General features: G+C 43.7%; 28 protein-coding genes and 1 pseudogene. 25 read left to right on the top strand and 4 right to left on the bottom strand.

Going from position 1 to position 26,703, the window contains the following annotated elements:
* Positions 1-170: 170 nt before the first annotated feature.
* Positions 171-1,121 carry an aromatic acid exporter family protein gene (locus F6X55_RS09105; RefSeq protein ID WP_026570016.1) on the top strand — a complete coding sequence of 317 codons (951 nt, stop codon included), beginning with the start codon at positions 171-173 and terminating at the stop codon, positions 1,119-1,121.
* A gap of 65 nt (positions 1,122-1,186) precedes the next feature.
* On the opposite strand, the gene prli42 is transcribed toward F6X55_RS09105, so the two are convergent.
* Positions 1,187-1,324: a stressosome-associated protein Prli42 gene (gene prli42, locus F6X55_RS09100; RefSeq protein ID WP_152525507.1), complete on the bottom strand. Its 138-nt coding sequence runs from the start codon at positions 1,322-1,324 to the stop codon at positions 1,187-1,189.
* 327 nt (positions 1,325-1,651) lie between these two features.
* Between prli42 and mce the strand changes: the two genes are divergently transcribed.
* The 8 genes from mce (at position 1,652) to ddlA (ending at position 9,869) form a co-directional block, all read left to right on the top strand.
* Positions 1,652-2,470 carry a methylmalonyl-CoA epimerase gene (mce, locus tag F6X55_RS09095; RefSeq protein ID WP_153462803.1) on the top strand — a complete coding sequence of 273 codons (819 nt, stop codon included), beginning with the start codon at positions 1,652-1,654 and terminating at the stop codon, positions 2,468-2,470.
* On the top strand, positions 2,471-4,018 hold the full coding sequence (locus tag F6X55_RS09090; protein WP_153462801.1) for an acyl-CoA carboxylase subunit beta: 1,548 nt from the start codon (positions 2,471-2,473) through the stop codon (positions 4,016-4,018).
* Positions 4,019-4,117: 99 nt separating this feature from the next.
* The gene (locus F6X55_RS09085) at positions 4,118-5,245 is read left to right on the top strand and encodes a M20/M25/M40 family metallo-hydrolase (RefSeq protein WP_026570019.1); all 1,128 of its coding nucleotides are present in this window, start codon (positions 4,118-4,120) and stop codon (positions 5,243-5,245) included.
* 228 nt (positions 5,246-5,473) lie between these two features.
* Positions 5,474-5,899, top strand: a complete 426-nt coding sequence (locus F6X55_RS09080; protein ID WP_026570020.1) for an OsmC family protein — start codon at positions 5,474-5,476, stop codon at positions 5,897-5,899.
* A 187-nt stretch (positions 5,900-6,086) separates the two neighbouring features.
* Complete coding sequence (locus F6X55_RS09075; protein WP_051390403.1) at positions 6,087-6,533, top strand: RrF2 family transcriptional regulator; 447 nt, start codon at positions 6,087-6,089, stop codon at positions 6,531-6,533.
* Between the two features lie 74 nt (positions 6,534-6,607).
* Positions 6,608-7,105, top strand: coding sequence for a Crp/Fnr family transcriptional regulator (locus F6X55_RS09070; protein ID WP_026570021.1), 498 nt, complete (start codon positions 6,608-6,610; stop codon positions 7,103-7,105).
* Between the two features lie 262 nt (positions 7,106-7,367).
* Positions 7,368-8,408 carry a DUF2332 domain-containing protein gene (locus F6X55_RS09065; protein WP_026570022.1) on the top strand — a complete coding sequence of 347 codons (1,041 nt, stop codon included), beginning with the start codon at positions 7,368-7,370 and terminating at the stop codon, positions 8,406-8,408.
* 360 nt (positions 8,409-8,768) lie between these two features.
* A complete protein-coding gene (gene ddlA, locus F6X55_RS09060) occupies positions 8,769-9,869 on the top strand; it encodes a D-alanine--D-alanine ligase (protein ID WP_026570023.1) in 1,101 nt (366 codons plus the stop codon).
* 55 nt (positions 9,870-9,924) lie between these two features.
* On the opposite strand, the gene F6X55_RS09055 is transcribed toward ddlA, so the two are convergent.
* A complete protein-coding gene (locus F6X55_RS09055; RefSeq protein ID WP_321172213.1) occupies positions 9,925-10,440 on the bottom strand; it encodes a DinB family protein in 516 nt (171 codons plus the stop codon).
* A gap of 120 nt (positions 10,441-10,560) precedes the next feature.
* Here F6X55_RS09055 and F6X55_RS09050 point away from each other — a divergent pair, with 120 nt between their 5' ends.
* Positions 10,561-11,412 carry an alpha/beta fold hydrolase gene (locus tag F6X55_RS09050; RefSeq protein WP_153462841.1) on the top strand — a complete coding sequence of 284 codons (852 nt, stop codon included), beginning with the start codon at positions 10,561-10,563 and terminating at the stop codon, positions 11,410-11,412.
* A gap of 98 nt (positions 11,413-11,510) precedes the next feature.
* Entirely contained in the window at positions 11,511-12,452 is a 942-nt protein-coding gene (coaA, locus tag F6X55_RS09045) for a type I pantothenate kinase (RefSeq protein ID WP_035426696.1), read from the top strand.
* Positions 12,453-12,713: 261 nt separating this feature from the next.
* Here the strand turns inward: coaA and F6X55_RS09040 are convergent, their stop codons facing one another.
* Positions 12,714-12,863 (bottom strand): hypothetical protein, encoded by a 150-nt coding sequence (locus F6X55_RS09040; RefSeq protein WP_153462799.1) that lies wholly within the window; start codon positions 12,861-12,863, stop codon positions 12,714-12,716.
* Positions 12,864-12,921: 58 nt separating this feature from the next.
* Here F6X55_RS09040 and F6X55_RS09035 point away from each other — a divergent pair.
* The 14 genes and pseudogenes from F6X55_RS09035 to F6X55_RS08970 all read left to right on the top strand — a co-directional run.
* Positions 12,922-13,320 (top strand): annotated as a pseudogene (locus F6X55_RS09035) (VOC family protein); the annotation flags it as partial.
* 503 nt (positions 13,321-13,823) lie between these two features.
* Positions 13,824-14,300 carry a GNAT family N-acetyltransferase gene (locus tag F6X55_RS09030; RefSeq protein ID WP_026570026.1) on the top strand — a complete coding sequence of 159 codons (477 nt, stop codon included), beginning with the start codon at positions 13,824-13,826 and terminating at the stop codon, positions 14,298-14,300.
* Between the two features lie 417 nt (positions 14,301-14,717).
* A complete protein-coding gene (locus tag F6X55_RS09025) occupies positions 14,718-16,676 on the top strand; it encodes an aconitate hydratase (RefSeq protein ID WP_026771206.1) in 1,959 nt (652 codons plus the stop codon).
* 17 nt (positions 16,677-16,693) lie between these two features.
* A complete protein-coding gene (locus tag F6X55_RS09020; protein ID WP_202616121.1) occupies positions 16,694-16,867 on the top strand; it encodes a hypothetical protein in 174 nt (57 codons plus the stop codon).
* 301 nt (positions 16,868-17,168) lie between these two features.
* On the top strand, positions 17,169-17,711 hold the full coding sequence (locus tag F6X55_RS09015; RefSeq protein WP_268744584.1) for an RNA polymerase sigma factor: 543 nt from the start codon (positions 17,169-17,171) through the stop codon (positions 17,709-17,711).
* Positions 17,698-18,732 (top strand): anti sigma factor C-terminal domain-containing protein, encoded by a 1,035-nt coding sequence (locus tag F6X55_RS09010; RefSeq protein WP_153462797.1) that lies wholly within the window; start codon positions 17,698-17,700, stop codon positions 18,730-18,732. Before F6X55_RS09015 ends, F6X55_RS09010 begins: the two co-directional genes overlap by 14 nt.
* A 144-nt stretch (positions 18,733-18,876) precedes the next feature.
* Positions 18,877-19,815, top strand: a complete 939-nt coding sequence (locus tag F6X55_RS09005) for a glycerophosphodiester phosphodiesterase family protein (RefSeq protein ID WP_153462839.1) — start codon at positions 18,877-18,879, stop codon at positions 19,813-19,815.
* A gap of 75 nt (positions 19,816-19,890) precedes the next feature.
* Positions 19,891-20,355, top strand: a complete 465-nt coding sequence (locus tag F6X55_RS09000; RefSeq protein WP_026570031.1) for a DinB family protein — start codon at positions 19,891-19,893, stop codon at positions 20,353-20,355.
* A gap of 173 nt (positions 20,356-20,528) precedes the next feature.
* On the top strand, positions 20,529-21,347 hold the full coding sequence (locus F6X55_RS08995; protein WP_153462795.1) for a GNAT family N-acetyltransferase: 819 nt from the start codon (positions 20,529-20,531) through the stop codon (positions 21,345-21,347).
* An 18-nt stretch (positions 21,348-21,365) separates the two neighbouring features.
* Positions 21,366-21,854: a GNAT family N-acetyltransferase gene (locus F6X55_RS08990; protein WP_237648624.1), complete on the top strand. Its 489-nt coding sequence runs from the start codon at positions 21,366-21,368 to the stop codon at positions 21,852-21,854.
* Between the two features lie 57 nt (positions 21,855-21,911).
* The gene (locus F6X55_RS08985) at positions 21,912-23,375 is read left to right on the top strand and encodes a carboxylesterase/lipase family protein (RefSeq protein WP_153462836.1); all 1,464 of its coding nucleotides are present in this window, start codon (positions 21,912-21,914) and stop codon (positions 23,373-23,375) included.
* A gap of 9 nt (positions 23,376-23,384) precedes the next feature.
* Complete coding sequence (locus F6X55_RS08980) at positions 23,385-23,558, top strand: hypothetical protein (RefSeq protein ID WP_153462793.1); 174 nt, start codon at positions 23,385-23,387, stop codon at positions 23,556-23,558.
* Positions 23,559-23,574: 16 nt separating this feature from the next.
* Positions 23,575-24,546, top strand: coding sequence for a quinone oxidoreductase family protein (locus F6X55_RS08975; RefSeq protein ID WP_153462791.1), 972 nt, complete (start codon positions 23,575-23,577; stop codon positions 24,544-24,546).
* A gap of 85 nt (positions 24,547-24,631) precedes the next feature.
* Positions 24,632-25,489, top strand: coding sequence for a helix-turn-helix transcriptional regulator (locus F6X55_RS08970; protein WP_153462789.1), 858 nt, complete (start codon positions 24,632-24,634; stop codon positions 25,487-25,489).
* On the opposite strand, the gene F6X55_RS08965 is transcribed toward F6X55_RS08970, so the two are convergent.
* Complete coding sequence (locus F6X55_RS08965) at positions 25,427-26,665, bottom strand: MFS transporter (protein WP_153462787.1); 1,239 nt, start codon at positions 26,663-26,665, stop codon at positions 25,427-25,429. The two genes, F6X55_RS08970 and F6X55_RS08965, sit on opposite strands and share 63 nt — an antisense overlap.
* Positions 26,666-26,703 lie beyond the last annotated feature (38 nt).

Here is a 26,703-nt window from a genome sequence, read left to right as displayed (position 1 = left end):
TCTTTAGAATTAGTGAGTGAATGTGGTGCAGGCGGGAAACCCTTTCGGTGGGCCTTTCAGGCCGAGGCCGGTAACAGAGGCTTTCAGCCGCAGAGCAAACCACCAGTTCACACTGGTGGTTTTGATTCTCCCTTCAACCCTGTTCAAATAGCTATTAAGGAGTACACAGCGTGAAAATTGGATATCGAACACTTAAAACAGCTACTGGCACACCGATAGCAATTTGGCTGGCTCAATTACTGCAGCTTCAAAACTTTGTTTCTGCAGGGATCATTGCTTTACTATGCATACAGCCGACACGTAAACGTTCGATGCTCACATCGTGGCATCGTTTTGGTGCATGCTTGCTGGCAATGGTTTTTTCTTTTGCCGTTTTCGAGACAATCGGCTTTCATCCATTGGCCATCGGCATCTTGCTTGTTTTATTTATCCCAACAACCGTTTTATTGAAGTTGACCCCGGGAATTGTGACCAGCTCGGTAATTATCTTGCACTTATACAGCTCCGGCGAGATAACCTTTTCTTTATTAGTCAATGAGTTTTTTCTGATCGTCATAGGGATCGGGACAGCTCTGCTTTTGAATTTATATATGCCCAGCCTCGAAAACAACTTGGTTGATTTGCAGGAAAAAGTAGAGAATAATTTCCGCACCATTTTAAAAGAAATAGCCATATACCTGCGGGAAGGTCGAGAAACGTGGACAGGAAAGGAGTTGACCGAGACTGATGAATTGTTGGATAAAGCAGAACGACTGGTTGCCCGGGATATTGAAAACCATTTATTAAGAGATAAACACACCTTTTTTGATTATTTCATTATGCGGAAAAAACAGTTCGAATTACTTCGCCGGATGCTTCCGCTTGTCAGCCAAATGGACAGGCTGTATGAACAAAACTACCGAATGGCAGATTTTTTTGATGAACTAGCTGAAGCAGTGCATCCCGGCAACACTGCAAAGCTTCATTTGGAAACTCTGCGTGAATTGCGTAAAACGTTTGATAAGGATGACTTGCCAAAAACAAGAATCGAGTTCGAAACGAGGGCGAACTTGTTTCGCTTGCTATATGAAATCGAGCAATATCTGGTGTTGAAAAAGACCTTTAAGCCGAGCGATGTATGATTAGTTGCCAAAAGAAAAAGGCTGTCACTGTCCATTTGAAAAGATAATACAGTGCCAGCCTTTTTTTATATAAACATAGACAATCCCATTGTCACGGTTGACAATACCATGGCGATGATCATAATATAAATAACTAATTTTATCCGTCTTTCCCGTTTGGACGGTTTACGCTTCACTGTTTGTTCCGTATTGTTTTTAGCCATTGCATTTCCTCCTTCACCCCTGTAACTACTTGTATTTTACCGCGATTGTGCAAAATGGACAAGTCCCCTGGGAATTAAAAAAGCAAACAATTTCATATATAACAGAATGGAACGTAACATTATGTTAAACCGGCTGTCTACAAATTGCGGGGAGAGACAATGGAAAATCCGTACAGGGAGGAAGAAGCCTTTTCTGCAAATAAATGGGGATGGAAAAAATCGAACATTCTCCCAAGCCTCTTTTTGATCCATACACAATTCAAGCCATGGAGGCACTTTGAGCAGTAGGGGGAAAGGGAAAATCCTAGTATATAGGGGCTGATAAAAGTGAAACAAATTCGAGTGTTATTAGCAAAAGCAGGATCGGATGGAAACAACCAGCATGCTTTGGGAATAGCTCAGCTATGCATGGCCTTTCGTGATCATGGCATGGAAGTAATTTCTACAGGGCTAAGACAGTCGCCAGAACAAATAGCCCAGGCTGCCGTTCAGGAAGATGTCGACGTTGTCGGACTCTCTTCCTTGTCAGGCGAACATCGTTTACTGTTCCCCGAGGTGGTAGAGGCATTGCGGGCAAGAAATGCCGTCGAAATACCGGTTATCGGCGGAGGGATCATACCGGCTGAAGATATATCGTATCTTGAGGAAAAAGGGACTAAAAAAGTATTTACCAGCGATGCTACTACGGACGCACTGGCGGCTTATATCAAGCGTCTTATCGGTCCTGAGTACATGGCGCCCAAAAAAATCGCCCATATCGGAATTGCGGTAAGGTCAATAAATAAATCGCTCCCTTTTTACCATGATGTGCTTGGGCTGACAGTGGAGAAAATAGAGGATGTGGACACGGAACAGGTGAAAGTGGCTTTTTTGAAAATAGGGGAAACGCGATTGGAATTGCTCGAACCATTGGATGAACAATCATCCATTCATCGCTTTCTTGATAAAAAAGGAGAAGGGCTGCATCATCTTGCTTTTGAAGTGGATGATTTGGATGAGCGATTGTCTGTTTATCGACTGCAAGGCATACGATTACTGAACAAAACGCCGGTAGCAGGTGCTGATAACAGTCGTATCGCTTTTTTTCATCCCGACGCTTCCGGACGCGTGTTGATTGAATTATGTCAGCATGAGGAGGGAGAGTGAATGGATATTTTCGGAAAAATAAACGAACTCTATGATAAAAGAAGACAAGTAGAATTGGGCGGGGGAGATAAGCGAATAGAAAAGCAGCATGAGAAGGGGAAAATGACAGCTCGTGAAAGAATTCATCATCTGTTGGATGATGAATCGTTTGTCGAGTTGAATCCTTTTGTCGAGCACCGTGTGACTGACTTCGGAATGGCTGATAAAGGCACTCCGGGCGAAGGAGTCGTCACAGGTTATGGAGAAATCGATGGCAGGCCAATCTATTTATTCGCCCATGATTTCACTGTGTATGGTGGTGCTCTGGGGGAAATGCATGCGAAAAAAATTGCAGCCGTGATGGATCTTGCCGCCAAGAACGGAACCCCTTTCGTCGGGTTGAGTGATTCCGGCGGCGCGCGGATTCAAGAAGGGGTAGCTTCACTGGACGGGTATGGTCAAGTGTTTTACCGCAATGTAATTTATTCCGGCGTGATTCCCCAAATATCTATTATCATGGGTCCCTGTGCCGGTGGCGCAGTATATTCTCCCGCGCTCACCGATTTTGTCATTATGGTCGAGGAGACATCGCACATGTTCATCACCGGTCCGAAAGTAATCGAAACAGTCACAGGTGAAAGTCTGAATGTGGACGGTTTAGGTGGTGCTTCCATACATAATCAAGTAAGCGGCAATGCTCATTTGAAGGCAGCGACAGAAGAGGAAGCATTGAATCAAGTCCGTCGACTTGTCGGTTATCTTCCCTCCAGCAATAAAGAAAAACCGCCTAAGCAAAGTTGCCAGGAAGGAGAGGATTACCGCCCGGATTTATTGGAAATAGTGCCGTTTGACACAATACGGCCCTATGATGTAAGAAAAGTCATCGAGCAGATTGTCGATTCTGAATCTTTTCTGGAAATCCATCCGCAATTCGCCAAAAATATTGTGGTCGGGTTTGCCAGGATGCATGGCGAGTCAATAGGACTGGTGTGCAACCAGCCCAAACATTTAGCCGGAAGCCTTGACATTGACAGTAGCGACAAGGCTGCACGCTTCATCCGCTTTTGTGACAGCTTTCAGATCCCATTGATCACTGTAGAAGATGTAAGCGGATTTTTTCCTGGTGTCAAACAGGAGCATGGCGGGATTATCCGGCACGGGGCCAAAATATTATATGCTTATTCGGAGGCTACTGTTCCGAAGATCACGGTGATCACCAGGAAGGCTTATGGCGGAGCGTACGTGGCCCTGAATAGTAAATCCATTGGAGCGGACCTTGTTTTCGCTTGGCCGAATGCAGAAATAGCAGTAATGGGCCCGGAAGGTGCAGCCAATATCATATTTGCACGGGAAATCGCTGAGAGTGAAAATCCAGAAATAACAAGACAAGAAAAAATCGCCGCCTATAGAGAAAAAATCGCCAACCCTTATATTGCGGCCGGTCTGGGGATGATCGATGATATCATAGATCCAAGGGAAACCAGGCTTGTACTGTTGAAGGGTCTGAAAATGCTGAAAAACAAACAAGAAGAACGACCGGTCAAAAAACATGGCAACATTCCTTTGTGAATGGTTACCGGATGAAAAAATTGACAGGGGTCCTCGATTTTCAGTAACGTAATAAGTAGACAGAGATGTCCTTTTAAACGACGAGGAGGTACATGAAACATGCCAGAAGTGAATCAGGAACGTATCGTAGAAGAATTCCTGGAACTTGTCCAGGTGAATTCGGAAACAGAGCATGAAGAAGAAATAGCAAAGGTTTTGAAAAAAAAATTCACAGAGCTAGGGCTGGAAGTAGTGGAAGACGACAGCAAAACGAAGACCGGACATGGTGCCAACAATTTGGTATGTACGCTGAAAGGTAACAAACCGGAAGTTGATACGATATACTTCACATCCCATATGGATACCGTCGTTCCCGGTAACAATATCAAACCTTCTTTAAAAGAAGGCTATGTCGTCTCCGATGGTACAACGATTTTGGGAGCTGATGACAAAGCCGGACTGGCAGCCATGCTGGAAGCAATCAAACTTCTCAAAGAAAATGAGATCAATCATGGTGACATCCAGTTTGTTATCACTGCTGGAGAGGAATCTGGCCTTGTCGGTGCAAAAGAACTGGATATTTCATTGGTGGACGCTTCCTATGGATATGCTGTAGACAGTAATGGAACTGTGGGAGATATTATCGTAGCTGCTCCCACCCAAGCTAAGATCAATGCAGTAGTAAAAGGGAAAACGGCACATGCAGGAGTGGCTCCGGAAAATGGCATTTCAGCAATCACTTTGGCAGCAAAGGCTATATCGAAAATGCCGCTTGGCAGAATCGACGAAGAGACGACTGCCAATATCGGACGATTCGAAGGTGGATCGAAAACCAATATCGTCTGTGATCATGTGGAAATATTGGCAGAGGCGCGTTCCCTTGTCCCGGAAAAGATGGAAGCCCAAGTCAAGAAGATGAAGCAGGCATTCGAAGAAACTGCCGAAGAATTTGGAGGCAGTGTCGATTTAGATATCAAAGTCATGTACCCTGGTTATAAACAGAAAGCTGGAGACCATGTGGTAGAAGTTGCACGCAGAGCTGCCAAGTCTATCGGACGTGACAGTCAGTTGCTTGAAAGTGGAGGCGGAAGCGACGCTAATGTGATAGCGGGTCACGGTATCCCTACTGTTAATTTAGCTGTTGGCTATGAAGATATCCACACAACAAATGAACGTATGCCGGTGGGCGAGCTGGTGAAAATAGCGGAACTGATTACAGCCATCGCAGGAGAGGCTGCAAAATCGTAAAGGCAAGGGTTGTCCCTCACATGGGGCAGCCCTTCCTAAGCACATAAGAAGAGTATTTCAATGATCAACTGCTCTGCTTTTGAACCAGCTCAGGGAGTCTGTTCTCTGATAGTGAACCGAGCTTGCCGGATGAAGGACGGAAGGCCATCGTCGGATCTTTCAAGTGAAACGTATATATAATTAAAATCAGATAATAGTAGTAAAACACTGTTCGAAAGGAGCTTGAGGATGAAAAACAGCATAAAATGGAATGATAAAATGTCATTTACCGGCTTTACGCCCTCCGGTCATCAGATACATATGGATGCATCCGAAGAAGTCGGAGGGGAAAATAGCGGGGCACGGCCAACTGAATTACTGTTAAATGCTATAGCCGGATGCACTTCAATTGATATTATTTCCATTTTGAAAAAAATGCGTCTGCACCCTGAGTCATTTGAAGTGGAAATTGATGGAGCACGAGCAGAAGAGCATCCCAAAAGGTTCACAGCCATTCATATTCACTACGTTTTGACAGGAGAACTTCCAGAAGAAAAAGTAGTAAGAGCCATTCAGTTGTCAAAGGACACCTATTGTTCCGTAGCGCACTCTGTAAATGCAGAAATCACCGTCAGTTATGCGATAAACGGGGTGGATGGTTCACAGGGAATTTAATAGATAAGCCGGAGGTCCTCAAGCGTCTAACGCTTGGGGCCTTGTCTGTCTGTAGGGGGAAGCCAATGTTTCCTCTGTTTTCTGGATTTCTTTCCAGGTAGAACAGTTGACACGATGAACTGAAATGAATATGATTACAGTTATACACCAAAGCAACTTATATCATGATCTTATAGGAGGCATCCTAGTGAACAGCGAATTTACGTTGGCCGTACACAGTTTAACTTATCTGGCATTGCATCCTGGCTGGATGGCTACAAGCAATGCAATTGCAGAAAGCACTGCTGTTCATCCCGTCAGGGTGCGGAAGGTATTGGGATTGCTTCGTAAACAAGGATACATTGCAGCGAAAGAAGGATGTGCAGGAGGTTTTATTTTGCAGGTGGATCCAGGGGAACTGGACCTTCATGATATTTATAAAATCACTTCCAAAGGTACTTTGCTCCCTAAATGTTCATCCGCAAATCCTGACTGTGTGGTGGGAGCTAATATGAAGACTACATTGACCACTATTTTCGGGAATGCTGAGAAACAGTTAGAAACTTTCTTGGCTGGTTATAGTATAAAAGATGTAGCGCTGATGGTGAGACAACACCCGTCTAAACAAATCACAGAAATAGTAACCGGGTTTTAGTTTCTAACCGGAAAACCAGGCAATACGTATGCCTTAAATGTAATAGAAATAATTACAGTTAAAGGAGGCACAATATGCAATTAAAAAAACGCAAGTATTTAGCAAATAAATGGAAATACGATTATCAAACTTTATCAGTTTATGGTGAAATCGGAAGGACTGGGGAAAGTCAGTTAATCTATTCCTTTGAAAAGCCTGCAGATGCTGTGTTTTTTGTTACTTCCGGATTTGTACGTTTATTCAACAAGGAGACGTGCAGAACGAAAATTGTAGGGGCTGGAGAATTTTTCGGTGACCGCTCGGTGTTTTTTACAAAGCATATCTATGTAGAGGCTGTTACTCCTGTTGAATATGTGAGGATCGATGAGAAGGCATACAGCAGGTTGATGAGACATGAACCGAAGCTGGCCGTTGAACTGATAACCAATATTTCAAAGAATCAGCTTTATTTAACCGAAAAACAATCCTTGCTTTCGGAAACTAAAGAAATGTTTAGTCAGATGAAGAAAGGTTATAGCAAAGTCCATCGTTTGAAAAAGAATGACCATCAGCTCTGTTGTCATTGTTCCTAATTCGAAAAGTGACCGGAATAAGAAAAACCGAACGGATTCAAAAGCTAATCGAATTCGTTCGGTTTATTTTGTCAGTAATCATTTATCCCAGTCCTTCTATCTGTCTTCTTATTTATGAGATGAATGATAATCGCTTTCGTGCAAATCCCTAACTCCGTTTTCCGTATCGGTGCACCCACCATTAGCTTCATTGGGAAGGAGAAAAATTTATTGGAACGAAGGTATACATACAGCAGCATTATCAGAAAAAGGATGGGGTAGAATGACAGTGGATTCTTTATCAGAACGCTTTCGATCGTTTTCCCTCAACGAATGCAGAGGTTCCAGCAGGTTGTATGAGTGCCTGGCAGAGGAAATTGCAAATGACGCCGAGGTGCTGGTTATGAGTGAGCATGCAAATCCTGGACAGCCAATACCAAACTTGTTGCTTGGTGCTGTACACTATCTTTTACAAGATAGTCAACATCCATTGAAACAGTTTTATCCTAGTCTGACTGCTAATCCCGCTATGCCGGAAAAGGCGTTTCCTTGGTTCAAGGACTTTTGTCGAATCCATGAAAAAGGAATAAAGCAGCTGATCACAAAAAAATTGGTGCAAACGAATGAAGTTAGACGCTGTGCCTATCTCTATCCAGTCTTTTGTCATATTTACCAGCAATCGGGCCGCCCGCTGTCTCTCATTGAACTTGGGTGCAGCGCGGGTTTGCAATTGTTGTGGGACAAATATGCTTACCGGTATGGAAATGGTTTGATGGTTGGTAATGCAAATGCCCGATTGGTGCTCAGTTCAGAAGTAAGGGGGGACAGGCTTCCGTTGTTGCGAAAGAGTCCACCAGTTGCAGAAAGGATAGGGATCGACTTACATATCAGTAATCTTGATGATCCGGTCGATTATGCATGGCTGAAGGCATTGATTTGGCCAGAACATCAAACCAGAAGAACCGCATTTGAACGTGCCGCTTATCAGTATGAGAACGAAGCGGCCCATCTGGAACTGATCGAAGGGAATGGTGTGGAGCTGCTGGAACACGTTGCGGCTGGGATATCGTATGAATCCACTATTTGTGTTTTTCATACCCATGTCGCAAATCAAATCCCTGCTGAAGAAAAACGGAAGCTGTTGAATAGGATCAAGCATATCAGTGAGAAACGGGAAATTTTCCATATATACAATAATATGTATGACCGGCTGCTTCACCTAGACCGGCATTCAGCCGGAAAAGAGACTCATGGAACAGTGGGAAGCACAGATGGGCATGGCAGCTGGTTCGAATGGCGGCTGGGTCAACAGGAGAAGCATTGAAATGGATACGGCTTCTTAATCATCGGAAACCGGAAGCAGATTATATAAACAGATATACAGCCCTGGATGTCCCTCGTTGGTTACAAAACAAGACCTGACTGAACCTCTGATGAAAATCGCAGCATCAGTGACCTGTTGAATGCGAATCCTGCCGTCAGGTATCTTGTCTTTGCCTTGATAAGGATAGGAAGAGAAGGTGTTAAGTAGTGGACTCGGCTTAATCTTATTCGAGCAGGTTTTTGAAAAACAGAAAGGGAATATGGGCTGAAAAGCGTAAAGCAAATGAAAAAAATGAGACCAAGTCCGGTTTGATTTGATATGATATAGAAGAAAACTATTTGTATGCAATAGGAGGCAGCCATGGAGAAAAAAACAAGGGTAGGTTTGATTTTTGGCGGTAAATCTGCGGAGCATGAGGTTTCCTTGCAATCGGCCAAAAACATTGTTGATGCGATAGATAAAGAGAAGTATGAAGTAACATTGATCGGAATTGACAAAGAAGGCAAATGGCATTTAAATAATCAGTCACACTTTCTCATGAATGAGGAAAATCCGAAATTGATCGAGTTGAACAAATCCAACCAGCATATTGCTATCATCCCAGGAGAAGATGAGCAGCAAATGATGAATTTAAAAGAGACTGTCAAGCTGGAGCAGCTTGACGTAATTTTTCCGATTCTGCATGGAACGCTAGGCGAAGATGGCAGTATTCAGGGCATGATGCGTCTGGCGAATCTGCCGTATGTCGGATCAAATGTGCTGGGTTCGGCGGTATGTATGGACAAAGATATAACGAAAAAATTATTGCAGCAGGCAGGTATCGAAGTAGCAAAGTCCGTAACGTTGAAAAAGCATCAAAAAGAAACAGTATCTTTTGCCGATGTAAAAGAACAGTTGGGGCTGCCTGTCTTTATAAAACCTGCCAGCCAGGGGTCTTCTGTAGGCGTTAGCAAGGTGAACGATGAAGCAGCTTTCCGAAAAGCAATCGAGACGGCTTTCGATTATGATCATAAAGTATTGATTGAAGAAAGCGTGGAGGGCCGCGAAGTGGAATGTGCCGTCTTGGGAAATGAGGAACCAAAGGCTTCATTGCCAGGTGAAATTCTTCCGCAAGGAGACTTTTATTCCTATGAAACAAAATATATTGATGAAAACGGAGCAGTCCTAGAGATTCCAGCGCAGTTGTCCGAAGAAGAGGTACAAACCATTCAAGATACGTCCAACAAAGCATTCCGCGTGCTTGAATGTGAAGGGCTGGCAAGGGTGGACTTTTTCCTGAAAGCGGATGGCACGCTTGTGCTGAATGAGGTAAACACATTGCCGGGTTTTACGAAAATCAGTATGTACCCTCAGCTTTGGGGAGTGAGCGGATTATCCTATCCTGATTTGATTGATCAGTTGATTCAGTTGGCCCTCGCCAGACACGAAAGGGATAAGGTGTTGAAAAATACGGTAGAATAAAAGAATGTCCTGCCCCGATTTCGCCAGTAACCGACTTGCGAAATCGGGGCGTTTTTTATATCTGCTTGCAGTCTGTCTTGGAAAGCTGTTGCCTGATATCCATCACTTTTTGTAAATGCATTCCTTCATGGAAAATGGTACGGACTAATACCTGTTCAATCGTATGCATTCCCATTTCTGTCGCTGGGAACGTTTCGTCCATTCGTTCACCATACCGTTCTTTTATATCCCCGGGTTGCCTCGTGAGCAATCTTTTTATCGTCTCTAGACTGGGTGTTTCCGCGGTGAAATCTGCCGGTGAACTACCGAAGCCAAACCAGCTATGATATTCATGCGGGACGTTCTGCTTTTCTTTTGTTAAAGTTTCCAGCCACAAAAATTGATCAAGGTAAACATGGCCGAGATTCCAACGTATGTTATTGTTGAATCCCGGAGGAACAAAGTCTGCCTCTTCTTCAGTAACAGGAAGAACAGCGTCCAGAAGTTCCGTACGGTATGTTTCCATTTGGCGGAACAATATTCGATGACGAGTTTCCATTCCTACTTCCCTCATTTCATTCGTATTTTCCATAACTAATTCGCTTTTCAGCTGGATATTCCTTCCCGTTTGATCGGATGGATGTCACCAAAAGGTTATTTCTGGTAGAATTGTGAAAGGGGTTACACCATTGGGGCGAAAAGGGGAGTGTTCATCTTGGAATGGGAAAGAAATTTAGTAACAACAGAAAGAGGGAGTTTCGAGTTCTTCATCAAAGGGCAAGGGAAACCAATCTGTATCACTCACCTTTATTCAGCATTTAATGAAAGCGGCGACAACTTTGCCGACACCTTTACAAGCAATAACATGGTTTATTTGATCAATCTCCGGGAGACAGGATCCTCAGCGAGGGCAGAGCAATTTCATCAGCTCAGCATGCTGGAAACCGTAATGGATTTGGAAGCAATCAGACAATCGCTCGGCTTAAAAACTTGGTACTTTGCCGGTCATTCGACAGGAGGAATGTTGGGACTGGTGTATGGCATTTATTTTCCGGACAGCTTGGCTGGATTGATCGTTGTCGGAACTGCCGCAAGAGATTATACCGTCTCGTCTTCCTCTATTTATCATCCTGATCATCCCGATTTCCACCGAATGCAAGAATTGCTTGAATTGTTGAAGAAATCGAACCTCGGGGCTGTTCAGAGAGAAGCATTGACAAAGGAAAGGACGAAACTGTCCCTCTATAATCCGGAAGAATATGAACAACTTTTTTCCAGACAAATAAAGAAAGCATTGTCCAAGGAGAGAATCGAGTTTTTCAGCCGTGAACTGGCTATCTTTGATTTAACAAGCAAGCTTCCTGGCTGTCAGCCGAATCTTTTGATTCTTTGCGGTAAATATGATGTCCAGTGCCCATGGGAGTTTTCAAAGGAAATAAATGAACTTGTTCCCGGTTCCCGTTTCATCACCTACGATAAAAGTAATCATTACCCGTTTCTGGAACAAAAACAAGCTTTTTTACGAGATATACATCACTTCTTGGAAGGGAAACCTCCTTATTAGCACACCAATGCGAAAAAATAAAGCACGTCTCTTCTCAAATGACAGGTGACATAGTATGATGTAGAAGTATGTCAATTAACTAGCAGAGGTAGATATTCATGGTTTCTGAAAAAATTTCCCCTTATATTTCTTTTACAAGGGAAGAGTGGGCAAAACTCCGTTTCAATACACCGATGACACTCACGAAGGCAGAAATAAAGGAACTACAGGGGATCAATGAACGATTATCAGTGGAAGAAGTAGAAAAAATTTATTTGCCGTTGACCCGGTTGCTGAATTTATACATCAACGCATCCCAGCAGCTTCATTCTGTGACAGATCAGTTTTTTGGACAAGCTACACGTAAGGTTCCGTATATCATAGGGGTTGCCGGCAGTGTTGCCGTAGGAAAAAGTACGACATCAAGAATCCTTCAGTCCCTTTTATCCAGGCTGCCAGAGCATCCGAAGGTGCAAATCGTCACGACTGACGGTTTTTTGTTCCCCAATGCCACCTTGGAAAAGGAAGGCTTAATGGACAAAAAAGGCTTTCCGGAAAGCTATGACATCAAAAAGCTCATCCACTTTTTGAGCGATTTGAAATCTGGCAAGGAAAAAGTGCGGGCGCCTGTATATTCCCATTTCACATATGATATCGTACCGGATGAATATGTCGAAGTGGATGGTGCAGATATTGTAATCATTGAAGGCATCAATGTTCTGCAGACACCGGTGACAAATGAGATGCTATCCAGGTTATACGTATCTGATTTTTTTGATATGTCATTATTTGTGGATGCAGATGAAGTGGATATCAAACGATGGTACATAGAGCGATTCAAGATTTTAAAAGAGTCAGCCTTTAAAGATCCAAATGCTTATTTTAATCGATATGCGAATCTCAGCGATGCAGAAGCCGAACAAGTCGCTGTTGATATTTGGAACCGGATAAACAAGAAAAATCTGGAACTGAATATATCACCGACCAAGTACCGGTCGACCATCATATTCAAAAAAGGGAAAGACCACCTAACGGAAAAGATCAGCTTAAGAAAAGTCTAACAAAACGGAATGCTCTTGGAGGGCATTCCGAGGACCTTTTAATGAAAAATATCAGTCATTGTCTGGAGCCTTGCCATATTTTATGGGAAGGGTTTTTTTTCGTTATGGAATTAGTAAAAGGAACGTCCGTGGATTTTAAAGCGGCCCAGTAAAGTACATCCGGTCAATGCTCTTTTTCTTCTTCGTTATGGACATATAAATCGGGGGCATCAAGTTGGTCCACTGAATAAAAGAAGGAAATTTGCTAGTTTTGTAGTATTCCTATTTTATCGGGTTTTCTGTGTCCATCAGCAGCTGGAGTAACTTTATCCAATTTATGCAAAGCGACTCTACAAGTAGTATCTGTACAGGGGTTTGTCTGAATTCCTGCCATAATGAGTGGAGACCGATAATCAGTTTGGCGGTTCTCATGATTGAGTCCTCCTGTTTTTTAAAAAGTTTATCAAAATGGTGCAAAGGGGTGTTGGATATGAGCGAAAAATTAATCAGGGTAGGCACAACTTATTTACCGGTAACAGATGTGAACAGAGCTTCTGACTGGTATGTTACCAAGCTGGATGCTGCCTTGTCCTACCGGGATGATGAAAAAGCGATCATCAACTTTGCCGGCCAAAGCTTTTTTCTAGTAAAAGCAGAGAAGGACCAAACGGCAAATTTCCGGAACTGCATGGGGAAGGATCATTTTTCTGTCACGTTTGAGGTGGACGGACAGGAGGCACTTCATGCTGCTAGATCAGAGCTGGATGGGAAAGGGGTGAAGGTCGGGCCGATTGAAGATAGAGGGCATCCAGGTGAAAATTTTATTTTTTATGATATAGACGGCAATATATTCGACGTATGGAGCGAATTAAGCCCCAGTTATAAACAGTTGCACGGCATGCGCCGAACAAGACGTGTTTTGGATAACGAAGGGATGGATTTCGATCACTGGTTGGAAAACTACCTTGAGGCTTGGAGAAAATTTTCATTGGACGATTTAAAACGGTATATTGCAAACGATTATCAAGCGCGGGAGTCAAGGGATTCCGAGATTGTCGATTTTGGTTACCAACAATCCCTTGAAGGCTGGGAGCAGGCATTTACACAATTAGAAGGCTCGGCTGAATGGTTGTTGTCTGTCCATGATAGAATAACAACCGGTGAAAATGAAGCAATTGCTATTATTTCCGCTACACTGGAAATCGAAGGAAAACCTCTTGATACTGCAAATTTGTTTTTTGATGTTTTTAAAAGAAGCAATAAACATGGTGAATGGAAAATGGTTAGAAGTTATATAGAAGCTGGAATTCCTTGTGACCAACTCCGGTTTTCTGGAGCGCTAAACGAAATGATTGCACTCGAACAAGGTAGAGGATGAAAGTGGAGAAAGAAATGGAATATGTAAAAATAGACCAATTAGATAAACAACGAATAACTGCCTTTTTTAACGAACACTGGGGCAGTACGGAAATGGTCGTCACGAGTGGAAGGTACCATTGCGATAGACTTCCTGGGTTTGCGGCAATTGCTGATGGTGGAAAAATTGGCGGGATGATCACCTATTCAATAGCTGGGAAAACTTGTGAAATAATCTCGTTGGACAGCTTGCTGGAGGAACGGGGTATCGGCACAACTCTTGTAAAGATGGTGGAAGATATGGCCAAAAAAACAAAATGTACTAGTGTAAAATTGGTTACCAGCAATGATAATATCCATGCTATTGGATTTTATCAGCGTAGAGGTTATCGTATAACCACAATCCACCGGAATGCCATCGATCGAGCCAGACAGGTGAAACCTCAAATCCCTTTTGTGGCAGAAAATGGGATACCCATCCGGGATGAGCTGCTATTGATAAAACAACTGTAATAAGGGAAAATGAATTTACATAACATGAATATCGGAAATAGATATAATTCACAAAACAGCTGAACGGGGACCCATTCAGCTGTTTTGTTTTTGTATAGGAAAATGGCTGAAACAGCCACATCCAGCTCCAGCGTCTACCCCCCTCGAGGTCTTAAACCCATCCTCTGTGTGGCAGATAGCGCCACGCCGAGGCTGTTCTTAAGCTTGTCGGAGGCCTTAAACGATGTGGGTCATGCAGACGTTGCCACAGGACGTGGCGGCTTTAGCCTGTACTCCTTTAAACAGATGCTTGCGCTTTTGTCCATCCAGTTACAATTTGGTTATGAAAGATAATTCGTACTTTACCGCCTCCTGGAAGCATAGTTTTTTGCATTAGAAACAAAATGATACTAGCAAGTAATTTGAGGAGGTTGGTTTATGCCTTTGAATGTCACACAAAAACTGATCAAGGACCATTTGATGTCCGGTGAAATGATAGCGGGTACCGAAATCGGGCTCCGTATCGATCAGACGCTGACGCAGGATGCCACTGGTACAATGGTGATGCTCGAGTTGGAAGCTATGGGACTTGATTATGCAAAAACGGAGGCTTCCGCTCAATATGTCGATCACAATCTTATTCAGGTAGACAGTAAAAATCCTGATGATCATTTGTTTTTGCAAAGTGCTACAAGACGTTTCGGGTTATATTACAGTCGTCCCGGTAATGGTGTCAGCCATCCGGTGCATATGCAGCGATTGGCCAAACCGGGTAAAACGTTGCTTGGTTCGGACAGCCACACTTGTGCAAATGGTTGTATGGGAATGCTCGCAATGGGGGCGGGCGGCATCGATGTGGCAATGGCGATTGCCGGTGAGCCGTTTTATGTGAAAATGCCGAAAGTATGGGGAGTGAAACTGACCGGCGAGTTACCGGAATGGGTGAGCGCTAAGGATGTTATTTTTGAATTGCTGAAACGCCATGATGTAAAAGGGGGCGTAGGCAAAGTCATTGAATACCACGGGGAAGGCTTGAAAAGCTTGAGTGCCATGGACCGTCATGTTATCGCGAATATGGGAGCGGAACTGGGGGCGACCGGCACTGTCTTTCCGTCAGACGGAGAAATAAAGCGGTTTTTGAAAGAACAGGATCGCGAAAAAGACTGGGTAGAAATAAAAGCGGATCGCGGAGCAGCTTATGACGTGGAGGAAGAAATCAATCTCTCTGAACTAGAGCCGTTAATAGCCAAACCATCCAGTCCCGGCAACGTAGTGCCAGTCAGGGAAATCGCCGGCGAACCCATTTATCAGTCATATGTCGGATCTTCTGCAAATCCGGGTTATCGGGACTTTGCCATCGCTGCAGAAATCGTGAAAGGGAAACAGGTTGCAGACGGTATTTCTTTTGATATCAACCCTACTTCTAGACAAATGCTGACAGACTTAGTCAATGAAGGGCATATTGCAAATCTATTACAGTCCGGAGCCCGTCTCCATCAGGCAGGGTGTAACGGCTGTATCGGTATGGGACAAGCTCCGGCTACCGGAAGAAACAGTCTCCGGACTACACCCCGGAACTTTCCTGGGCGTTCCGGGACCAAAGAGGACAGTGTGTTTCTTTGCAGTCCGGAAACGGCAGCTGCATCAGCGTTAACAGGAGTTATCACGGACCCCAGGACATTGAACGTGGATTATCCGAAAATAAAAGATCCAAGAAAACCTACTATTGATATGAATTTGTTGGATTCCCCGCTAGATCCAGAGCAAGCAAGGCAGGTGGAACTTTATAAAGGACCGAATATCGCATCCATCCCTGAGATGGATGAATTGCCGGATCAGCTTGAGCTTCCGGTCCTGTTGAAGATGGGGGACAATATTTCAACAGATGAAATTTTGGCAGGAGGTGCTCGTGTACTGCCTTTCAGGAGCAATCTCCCGGAAATAAGCAAATTCACCTTTGAGATAGTGGATGAATCCTACTATGAAAGGAGCATGGCAGTCAGGGGACAGGGAGGACATGCGATCATCGGCGGATTTAACTATGGACAAGGTTCGAGCCGGGAGCATGCAGCCCTCGCTCCGAGATTTCTCGGTATGCGGGTAGCCTTAGTGAAGGATTTTGCGAGGATTCATTGGCAAAACCTGGTCAATTTCGGAATTTTGCCCTTGACCTTCAGAGATGAGGATGACTATTCGAAATTGAAGCAAGGCGATGTGCTGGAACTTACGGACTTGCGAAACAAGATTCAACAAGGTAACGAATTCAACATTTCGATAAAAGGAAAAAATCAATCCATTGCTGTCCAGCATGCATTGTCCGGCCGGCAGGTTGAGATGATGCTCAAAGGCGGATTAATCAATTGGGTAAGAGAACGACAGAACGCTGCCAAATCATGAGAAAGGAGAGAAAAATAGTGGATAGAAGGAATGTTTGTAAAGCTTGTGAAGGCACTGGGATGCTGTCCGATGACGAGGAATGGCAATACACCTGTACGGTATGCGGAGGAGACGGGGAATTTTTTCCTGGTGATCGAGCAGAACCAGCCAGACCGATTAATGTAGATGAAAATAACCGACTTTTGGATTAGTTTGCAGAAGCTGGCGTCACAATATTTATGCAAGTCACAGCCGAGTTGGAATTTTTATGGGTTCGAACTCGGTATTTTTATTTGATGGATACATCCCCTTATGCAACCAGGCATTTCGTTTACCGGAGATACGCTTCTTCTTACTTGGTAAACGCAAGAAAGGCAAGGGAGTTTTTCCAGCTGTCTAGCCGTTCTATTAAAAAAGGGACAATATATCCAGTATATTATAGTAGAATGAGAACGGAGATTTCCGTTCTTTTTTAAATTTATGTAACAAATACAAAAGAATTTCGTTTTTATAGTGGAGGGGGGAGCGGAATTGAAAAAATATTTGTTTGCAGAGCTTTTCGAGAAATACCGCCTGCCGCTCTTCCGCTATTTGATGCAAATGAGCAGAAACCGGGAAACTGCAGAAGAACTGCTGCAGGAAACCTTTTATCGGGCAATGATTTCCTTGAAGGTGAAAAACATGGTCCAAGCTAAGGCATGGTTATTTAAAGTGGCTCGGAATCTCTACATAGACCAGGCGAGAAAATCGGAATCAGAGAACAAAATGATTGAAAAGTTAAAAAAGGACTACCAGCCGTCCAGTAAATTAGGGAATCCACAACAACAACTGGAGAGCAAGAATCGTCAGGAGGAACTGGAACACATTTTAGCGAAGCTGCCAGAACGGATGCAGACGATCATTTATTTACGGGAAATTCAGGGCTTCTCCTATAAAGAGCTTGCCACAGCTATGGACCTTTCGGATAGCCAGGTGAAGACTACCTTACACCGGGCCCGACAAAAATTTCAGCAGTATGAGCAGGAGAGAAGGGAGTTAGAGAATGAAAAAAGATGAGGTATTATCGGAGTGGGATGAATCGCAAACCAAGTTGGAGGATCGGAAACAAGCGAAAAAATTGATATGGCGTACCAGGTTTTCCATTGGCTTCACAGTGATTAGGACACTTTTACTGCTTTTATTGGCATATGTATTGTATGTGTTCACGCTTGAAGTTTTTTACAGTATGTCAGGAAAACAGGCTGCATTTGACAGGATGGCAACAACGTTGGTTGAGACGAGAACACCAGGTATAACCATAGAAAAACAAGGAATTGCCCGAGATGCTGCCATCACCCCTTTCCTCACGCAGCAATCTACCTATAGCGTTTACCGGCAGGTTGGGGATTGGAAAGTTTCCGCAGGTGAAGTAACTGTCAAAAAGCGGTTGTTTGGAAAGGTACAGTACCACTTGGATGAACAAAAAAAATATCTTGATGATGAATTCACCGACAATTTCCCCGTCTCTCCTGATTTGCTTGGGAAGACATCTGACGCTAAAGAGCAATCGGGTTTCAGTCTGACCGAGCAATTAGCGAATGTGGAGGACGGTTTTGTAGCACAGGTAAAAGTAGGAGTCAAAAACGGAATGACTCCAGAAAAACTCCGACAGCTTCTTACCAAATATGATTTGGAAATCAATCAAATGGCTGTTTATAGTGGAGAAATAACCAATTATGACGTTTCTTATTCCCAAGCTGGCCAGTTTACCTTCATCTCCCCTCTGATTTTACGGCCAGCACATGAATATGATGAGGAGAACAGACTGAGTTCCTGGCGATTCTCCTTGACGGATAAACAGTCTTTGGCAGAAGCTGAAAAGCAATTGGTTCAGGACTTGGATTGGCTGACCGGACACGGAAGCTATTATGGGAGAAAAGTTGATCAGAAACGGATGGAATATTTGGAAGAAAACGGGATTCAGGTAATCGGCGCCGTGGTGACAGGTCCGGTCCGGGAAATGGAGAAACTGGAACAAGAGGAACAGCTTTATCAATTTCAATTGGGCGGTATTGAAGTATGGAATTGGAGCAAATAGTTGGAAAGGAATGCTAGAACTTTGCTGCTTCACAAGGAGTAACCAGTGACTGTTCTTTTTTCTCGATCGTGTTTTTGGGAGACGGTTTTCTATATCATCGGAGGGATAAAAGTGAAGGTTAACAAACCAACGAAAATAATAGGAATGGCCATTTTTTTATTGACGATATTTATCTTTTTGAATAATAGTTCGTTTTTAACGAAAAACCGGACCGCTCAGCCTTTTTTTCTCGCTCACCGGGGTTTGGCACAGACGTTTTCGATGGAAAATTTAACAGGGGAGACTTGTACGGCGAGGCGTATTTATCAACCAGAGCATGCTTATCTTGAGAACACGATTCCATCTATGAAGGCTGCATTCGATTTTGGGGCGGATATGGTCGAAATAGATATCCGTCCCACAAAGGACGGACAATTCGCTGTTTTTCATGATTGGACACTGGATTGCAGGACCAATGTGAGCGGAGAGCCTTCCGAATACACCATGGAAGAGTTGAAGAAGATCGATATTGGTTATGGTTATACTGCTGATAATGGCCAAAGCTTTCCATTCCGGGGAAAAGGGATTGGTATGATGCCTTCATTGACAGAAGTTTTGACAACTTTTCCTGAACAGTTGTTTTTAATTCATATAAAAAGCGATGATCCTGCTGAAGGGGAACAAATGGCTGACTTTCTTAAAAGCTTAGGCGACAACCAAAGAAAAAGGCTGACAGTTTATGGCGGTAATGCCCCAATAGCAAAAATAAAAGAATTGCTACCAGACCAGCGGGTGATGTCTAAAGCGACATTAAAAAAATGTCTGATTTCTTATCTTTCCGTTGGCTGGACAGGCATGGTTCCTGATGCTTGCAAACACACCCAACTGCACATACCGGAAAAATATGCAAAATGGCTGTGGGGATGGCCGGATAAATTTTTGAACAGGATGGACAAAGTCGATACCAGAGTTATTCTCGTAGCAGGAAATGGCAAATGGTCAGAGGGCTTTGATTCTAAAGCAGACCTAGATAGATTGCCGGAAAATTATTCTGGAGGAGTGTGGACGAATCGTATCGACAGTATAAGCGAACTAATTAAATGAAATCATTAATTAAGCAGGAAAATAGTAAACTTAAATGGAAATTGTCCTTTATCAGACGTTAAAAGGAGAGGGAAGATGCACATAAAAACACTTTTAACAGACCAATTTAATGCCTGCTACGGGAAGGACACATGGTTTGTTTCCATTAAAACTGCAATAAATGGGGTGAACACGGAAGAGGCTTTATGGAAAAACAAGGAGACAATGCATTCCATTTGGGAAATAGTCAATCATTTAATCTATTATAATGCTCTGTATTTGAAAAAATTCAAAGGAGAATCAGGAGGAGAAGCAGTTTTGGATAACGATGCAACATTCACTGTAAGCGTCAAGCCTGGATGGGAAGAAACCACTCATGTATTGGATCAATTGATGGCAGAATGGATTGAAAACATCGAAGCAAGCTCGGATGCACATATGGAAAAATGGGTAACCGAGCTGAACTTTTTGGCGTTGCATCATACGTACCATGTAGGACAGATAGTAAATATACGCAAATCCATCGGTACTTGGGACTCTGCAAGCGGTGTCCTAGGTTAATGATTGATGCTTTAAGAGGAGGAGGATTGATGAAAAAGTGCCCGGCGATACGGCATTTCAATTCATAGAAAGAAGAGGTATAGCACTTTCCAGGTGAGCTTCAAGAACACCAATTCGGTATGAACATTTGAATAGAGCATGCATGGACGAAAGGAAAGGAGGATAGAACGAACATGATAATGACAGAAGAGCTTGCCGACAGAATTGAGCAAGCAGAAATTTCGTGTCTACATTCCAGATTGTCAGCAATCAAAAGAATAGAAGGAAATCCGATGGAGATTGAGTTGAAATGCTTTGGCCATGCAACTTGTTTTTCGGCGGCCGGCATTCCTGGTCCGTCTTTTAATACAGTGAAGGGGCTGGAGGATAGCGATGTTAGGCTACTTGACCAAATAATCGAATTTTATGAACAGCGGGGTATTCCCGTACGTTGGGAACTAACACCTGCACATGTGTCCCGGCAATTGCTGACTCCTTTAAGTGAAAAGGGATACTATCATTCGGATTTCCATACTTCCCTCTATGTGTCTGTTTCTTCGGTGGTAACGGATGAAAAGGAAGATGGAGACGTGGTCGTACGTCGACTGAAAAGTGATGAATTTGATATCTTCGCCTCCATATATGCCGATTCGTTTGATATGCCAGAGGCTCTAAAACCTGCTATTAAAGCAAATAATCAAGTATTAGAGATAGATAGTAATTGGTTGTTCTATCTGGCAACTGTTGATGAGAAACCTGCCGGCATTGCTGTATTGTACATCGAAGAAGCTATCGCTGTTCTTGCTGCAGCAGCAACCCTCCCGGAATTCAGGCGAAAAGGAATCCATAAAGCCATGATAAATAAACGCGCCATTGCTGCAAAATCAAGAAACTGCCGGCTTCTTGTCGGACAAGCGGGTTTTGGAAGTGCAAGCATGCGCAATATGGAAAGGGCCGGAATGAAAGTCGCATTTACGAAAGCAATTTGGAGCCTTCGAAAACAGACACTGTAAAAGTGGGAGACCGTGGCTATGATTGAATTTACCCGAAACAATCCAGATAGACTGGGAGTTGAAAAGAGGATAATCAATTCTCAGCAAGAATATAACTTGATTGCCTATGGGAAACGAATACTGGATGACAACGATCTTTTCATCCAATATAGAGAAGCTCAAAAATTAAAACTAAGCCGATATCTCGTCAGGTATGAAAAGAGTTATATCGGGATTTTGGATTTTGGAATGACGAGTCCTCGCCACCAAAAACCTTGGATCAGTTTATTCTTAATTGAGAAGAATTTTCAAAGCACAGGAATTGCTGAAAAAACGTACCGGGCATTTGAAGAAAGGCTGAGAGAAAAGCAAGCTGGTTGTATTCAAATTGCGGTCCATGCAGATAATAAACGGGCACTGCAATTTTGGAATAAGATGGGTTTTACCCCCTTCGATAAAAGGATATATGAAGGGAAGAGGATGTACAGCATGGAAAAGCAACTCAAAGAACCTGGCAGCAGGAAATAATGATAAACAAGATGACCTTTGAATTGGTTATGCAACATAGAGACGGAGGAATACATGATGGATAAAATCCTGGCAGAGACGAAACAGGGACAATTAAAAGGAAAGATCGAAGGAAAAAGCATAAGCTGGAAGGGGATTCCTTATGCTAAGGCCCCTGTAGAAAATTTGCGTTTCGAACCGCCACAGCAACCGGATAATTGGCAAGGTGTCCGGGAAGCTTTTGATTTTGGGCCGGTTTGTCCCCAACCCCCAGAAGCTGCAGCGATGCAGGGAATCAATCCGGAGGAAATGTCAGAGGACTGCCTCTATTTAAATGTGTGGACACCAAACACATCGAAGAACGATTTACCGGTAATGGTTTGGATCCATGGCGGAGCCTTTACTTCCGGAGCTGGAAGCAGTTACTTGTACAATGGAGCCCGGCTTGCAGGACAAGGAGAGGTTGTGGTCGTTACATTGAACTACCGTCTGGGTGCCTTAGGGTTTCTGCATCTTGCCGGATTAGACGATCGTTTTACAGCCAATCTCGGGCTGCTTGACCAAGTTGCGGCCTTGCGTTGGGTGAAAAACAATATCGCCGCTTTCAGTGGAGATCCCCAGCAGGTAACCATCTTTGGAGAGTCGGCAGGTTCGATGAGTATTGCTTCTCTCCTGGCCATGCCTGCTGCAAAGGGGTTGTTTCACCGGGCAATCATGGAAAGTGGTGCATCGCAGGTGGTCCCTTCTGGTCAAGCTGTCCATATTGCAAGAGACTTTACCGGTTTTCTCGATATCGAACCTGCTCGCTTGTCCGTAATAAAGGAAAAACCGCTGGAATCTATCATGAAAGCAAGCGAAAAAGTGTATAAGGAAAATGGAGGAGATGAGTCGGTTCTTCTTTTTCAACCAGCACTAGACGACAAGACGCTGCCACAGTATCCTACTGATGCCATCTCAGAAGGTTCGGCGGCAGGTATTCCATTGATCATCGGAACCAATCACGATGAAGGCGCGTTTTTTGTCAGGCCGGATGCTGAAGAGATGCCTGAAGGAAAAATGGACGAAATCGTCAAGCGTATGGCAGGCAGAGAAAATGCCGATCAAATAAGAGAATACTATCCGCCTAGTGCCGAGGGACAGGCTCGAATGATTACCGATTTTGTTTTTTGGAAACCGGCTTTGGAATTGGCTGAAGCTCAAATTGGTCATGCGCCTGTCTGGATGTATCGCTTCGACTGGCATGTACCTGGTCATCCTTATGCGGGAAAAGCTGTTCATGCTTTGGAAATTCCGTTTGTTTTTCAAAACCTCGATTATTTCCGGAAACTGGAGATTCCGATAGACAATACGATGGAAAACTTATCTTCTCGAATGCAGAATGCCTGGGTTTCCTTTGCAAAGACAGAAGAGCCGGGAACGGATTGGCCTGCATACGAGCTGGAAAATAGGTATACAAAGATTTATCACGAATCGGATGCCGTTGTTTCCGATCCCCACGGAGAAAAACGAAGGATGATTCAGGAAAACGAACTAAGAAAGTGAGAAGAAGCGATGGGGGATAAAGAACAACGATCTATCCATTTCAAAATGATGAAGCAAACATTCCAAGATTGTGAAAATATGTTTTTGCCTTTGGCTTTTCTTGTTGAATCCTTTTTGCCTGGGCTAAAACTAGATTGGAAACTTGGCAGGAAAAGAATTGCGGAGAAAGAAACAACTATGTGAGTTTGGGGGAGAAGAGATGAAGGGGATAGTAGTGAATGAATTTGGCGGACCTGAAGTACTAGAGCATGTTGAAATGCAGATTCCAAAAATAAAGAAAAACGAAGTGCTTATCGAGGTGATTCATACAAGTGTGAATTATGCCGATATTAAAAACCGGTCAGGGCGGAAATGGAAAGGCTCTATGCCATTTGTACCTGGGCTGGATGCTGCAGGAAAAGTAGTGGAAGTCGGGGAAAAAGTACAGCAGTTCAGACCGGGAGACAGGGTTATCTGTTTTCCACGGCTCGGATCTTATGCAGAATATGCAGTGGCGAACGAAAAGCTGACCTTCTCCATACCAGAACAATTGGACTTTACGAGTGCTGCTGCTTGTCCTACTGTCGGTTTTTTGAGTTACCATTTATTGAAATCGATTGCACGGATAAATGATGGGGATTCGGTGCTTATTCATGCAGCAGCTGGCGGTGTAGGGAACACGGCTGTCCAACTTGCTAAAATTTTCGGAGCTGGTTCGGTGATTGGGACAGTCAGCAGGGAGGAGAAACGGCAAGTGGTAAAAGAAGCAGGGGCTGACCATGTCATCGGATACGAGAATTTTGCTGACAGAGTAAAGGAGATTACGGAAGGAAAAGGTGTTGATATCGTTCTCGATTCTGTTTCTGGAAGGATTTTTGAAGAAAGTCTCGACTGTTTATCCCACTTTGGAAGGCTTGTCCACTTCGGGAATACTAGTGGAAGCACAGGTACCGTCGAAGCAAAACAGCTGCATGCAAGTTGCCGTTCTGTACTCGGATTTAGCTTAGGTACGACCAGGAAAGAACGGCCGGAAATGCTGCAAGACACAGCAGCAGGCGTTTTACAATACATGACAACCGGACAGTTAGATATAAAGGTCGGGAAAAAGCTGCCGTTGAGGCATGCCAGAGAAGCGCACCAGCTGATGGAATCCAGGAAAAGTGTCGGAAAGATAATTCTGGAAGTCAACTAAATATTACCCGTTATACAATCTTTCTGAGGCTGCAATCCTGCTGGATCGGTTTGTGTTGTCTTAAAACTTCAAAGGAAATGATATAATGTCAGCAAGAAGGGCCGAAGGGGCCAACATAGAGAGGTTGTCGGCTATGATTTACCAGGATGAAAACGGACTGCTGCTACTGCGTTCTGATAAGTTAGGAGAACGTGACTGGCGGAGCGACCATACATATAAGCTGATATTTGGATCAAAAGGCGGAGGAACGTATCAAACACATTGCCGGGACTTGACGATTGGGCAACGGGAATTTGTCATTTTCAATCCTTTGCAGGAACATAGACAACTCCATATGTCGGAAGAAAAGTTTCTGATCGAATTGGATCAGGACTTGTTAAAAAATGCTGCCGTGGGACTGGGGGTCACTTGCCGTGAAATGGAATTTGCTGCAGTCTCTTATTATCATCCCCAAATTGATCGGTGGGCATGTTTTGTACGGGAGTTTATCGGCTGGAATAGCGAAAAACCAGATGAAGTCAATCAACTGTTGGTGGAAAACAGTTTTACCCAGCTTGCTATTCTGATGGTTCAGTATGGATTGGGAAAGCATCAGGAAACAATGCCTGAAGTGGTTCAAGATGAAGTGTTAAAGCAGGTGATCGATGCTATCAAACAAAGCTATGAGCAAGATTGGACATTGGACGGTATGGCAGAAGTGGCGCGTTTGAACAAATACCAGTTTGCCCATCTGTTTAAAGAGCGGACAGGTATATCTCCGTATTCATGGCTACAGTTATACCGGCTGATACGTAGTCAGCCGGATTTGTTTCATACCGATCGAACCATACTGGAAATTGCGATGGCCCATGGTTTTAAAAACGTCTCCGCATATATCCGATTACTTAAGAAAGTTTACGGGACGACCCCGTCTGACTTTCGAACAACCAGCCGTTTTGATTAGTAAAAAAGTAATGCTGGTGACCAAGATGGAGGCTCCGCTTCCAATCATTAAAAATCGGATGGGAATGTAGGAAGAAAGGATTCCAAATAACGCAAGAGAGATCGTATTGGCTAAGTATAGAAGAACTGCATTGAAACTGAATGCTCTGCCTAATTTTTCTTCCGGAACAAGTGACTGTAATAAAAATACACGGGCCAGTCCGGCTAAAGGCAGCCCTATACCCACAATGGCACAGCCGACATAAAAATGTTTGACGTCGTACAAAATGCCGTAGTAGGTGATGCCGCTTCCCCAAATTGCTGCTCCGAGTAAATAAGTACGCAAGGACATTTTTTTGAGGAAGTAAGGCAGGATTAAATTCGTGACAATCACTACACCTCCGAACATTCCCTGTAGAAGACTATATATGGATTGTTCGTTAGATGTCAGCTCAGCAAGTCCCAGCAGTAACCCAACTTCCCAAACCCAAGTATTGAAAAATACAGTCATAAAGGTAAAAAAGAACAATTGACGGATGGTTACATGCTTTTTTGCCCACACGAAAAAAGCAAGAATGGCTGAAAAAAGCTGCCGGGCCGACTTCCTGTTATCTTTTTTTGTTTCTTGAATATATACGTGGAAGAGACATAGGATGCTGATCAAGTAGGTAACGGCATCGATGGTGAAAAAATGAACCACTCCGAATGTTTGAATCAAAAAGACGGTGATCAGCGGACTCAGGACAGTTATGCCTCTCGTTATGCTGTCTTGCAAGCTGTTTGCAGCCGTCAGTTCATCCTTACTTGCGATTAACGGAAGAATGGCCCGGTGTGCCGGGTTGAAGAAGCAGCCAACTGTTTGAATCAAAAAGCTGACAGCTAACAAATAGGGATATGAAAGGCTTCCGCTTGTATCCAATAAAACAACCGATAGAATAAGAGGAAACCGAATTGCTTCTAAACAAATCAACAACTTTTTGCGAGGGAGCCAGTCAGCAATCACTCCACCGACGAGTCCGAAAAAAAGGTAAGGCAATGTTTCTGCAATGGCCATCCCGGTAGTATGGATACCAGATCCGGTCAAATCGTGAGCTAAAAACAAAAAGGCAAGACCGGAAAGGACATCACCCAGCCTGGAGATGCCCCCTCCAATTACATAAAACCGGAAATTTTTATTTTGCTTTAATAATGTATACATGTAATCACCTCCCCACCATGTTACAAGCATCTTGACAG

Source organism: Sediminibacillus terrae, from assembly GCF_009602435.1.
In the GTDB taxonomy this organism is placed as follows: Bacteria; Bacillota; Bacilli; order Bacillales; family Amphibacillaceae; genus Sediminibacillus; species Sediminibacillus terrae.
The sequence above is the reverse complement of the archived record's forward strand: the minus strand, read 5'-3'. Positions and strand labels throughout refer to the sequence as shown.

Excerpts from the sequence above, each read along its gene's own strand:
- prli42 (WP_152525507.1), bottom strand. The coding sequence starts at position 1,324 with ATGGCTAAAAACAATACGGAACAAACAGTGAAGCGTAAACCGTCCAAA.
- F6X55_RS09090 (WP_153462801.1), top strand. The coding sequence starts at position 2,471 with ATGGATATTTTCGGAAAAATAAACGAACTCTATGATAAAAGAAGACAA.
- F6X55_RS09085 (WP_026570019.1), top strand. The coding sequence starts at position 4,118 with ATGCCAGAAGTGAATCAGGAACGTATCGTAGAAGAATTCCTGGAACTT.
- F6X55_RS09080 (WP_026570020.1), top strand. The coding sequence starts at position 5,474 with ATGAAAAACAGCATAAAATGGAATGATAAAATGTCATTTACCGGCTTT.
- F6X55_RS09070 (WP_026570021.1), top strand. The coding sequence starts at position 6,608 with ATGCAATTAAAAAAACGCAAGTATTTAGCAAATAAATGGAAATACGAT.
- F6X55_RS09065 (WP_026570022.1), top strand. The coding sequence starts at position 7,368 with ATGACAGTGGATTCTTTATCAGAACGCTTTCGATCGTTTTCCCTCAAC.
- ddlA (WP_026570023.1), top strand. The coding sequence starts at position 8,769 with ATGGAGAAAAAAACAAGGGTAGGTTTGATTTTTGGCGGTAAATCTGCG.
- F6X55_RS09055 (WP_321172213.1), bottom strand. The coding sequence starts at position 10,440 with ATGGAAAATACGAATGAAATGAGGGAAGTAGGAATGGAAACTCGTCAT.
- coaA (WP_035426696.1), top strand. The coding sequence starts at position 11,511 with ATGGTTTCTGAAAAAATTTCCCCTTATATTTCTTTTACAAGGGAAGAG.
- F6X55_RS09040 (WP_153462799.1), bottom strand. The coding sequence starts at position 12,863 with ATGAGAACCGCCAAACTGATTATCGGTCTCCACTCATTATGGCAGGAA.
- F6X55_RS09030 (WP_026570026.1), top strand. The coding sequence starts at position 13,824 with ATGGAATATGTAAAAATAGACCAATTAGATAAACAACGAATAACTGCC.
- F6X55_RS09025 (WP_026771206.1), top strand. The coding sequence starts at position 14,718 with ATGCCTTTGAATGTCACACAAAAACTGATCAAGGACCATTTGATGTCC.
- F6X55_RS09010 (WP_153462797.1), top strand. The coding sequence starts at position 17,698 with ATGAAAAAAGATGAGGTATTATCGGAGTGGGATGAATCGCAAACCAAG.
- F6X55_RS09005 (WP_153462839.1), top strand. The coding sequence starts at position 18,877 with ATGGCCATTTTTTTATTGACGATATTTATCTTTTTGAATAATAGTTCG.
- F6X55_RS09000 (WP_026570031.1), top strand. The coding sequence starts at position 19,891 with ATGCACATAAAAACACTTTTAACAGACCAATTTAATGCCTGCTACGGG.
- F6X55_RS08995 (WP_153462795.1), top strand. The coding sequence starts at position 20,529 with ATGATAATGACAGAAGAGCTTGCCGACAGAATTGAGCAAGCAGAAATT.
- F6X55_RS08990 (WP_237648624.1), top strand. The coding sequence starts at position 21,366 with ATGATTGAATTTACCCGAAACAATCCAGATAGACTGGGAGTTGAAAAG.
- F6X55_RS08985 (WP_153462836.1), top strand. The coding sequence starts at position 21,912 with ATGGATAAAATCCTGGCAGAGACGAAACAGGGACAATTAAAAGGAAAG.
- F6X55_RS08980 (WP_153462793.1), top strand. The coding sequence starts at position 23,385 with ATGGGGGATAAAGAACAACGATCTATCCATTTCAAAATGATGAAGCAA.
- F6X55_RS08975 (WP_153462791.1), top strand. The coding sequence starts at position 23,575 with ATGAAGGGGATAGTAGTGAATGAATTTGGCGGACCTGAAGTACTAGAG.
- F6X55_RS08970 (WP_153462789.1), top strand. The coding sequence starts at position 24,632 with ATGTCAGCAAGAAGGGCCGAAGGGGCCAACATAGAGAGGTTGTCGGCT.
- F6X55_RS08965 (WP_153462787.1), bottom strand. The coding sequence starts at position 26,665 with ATGTATACATTATTAAAGCAAAATAAAAATTTCCGGTTTTATGTAATT.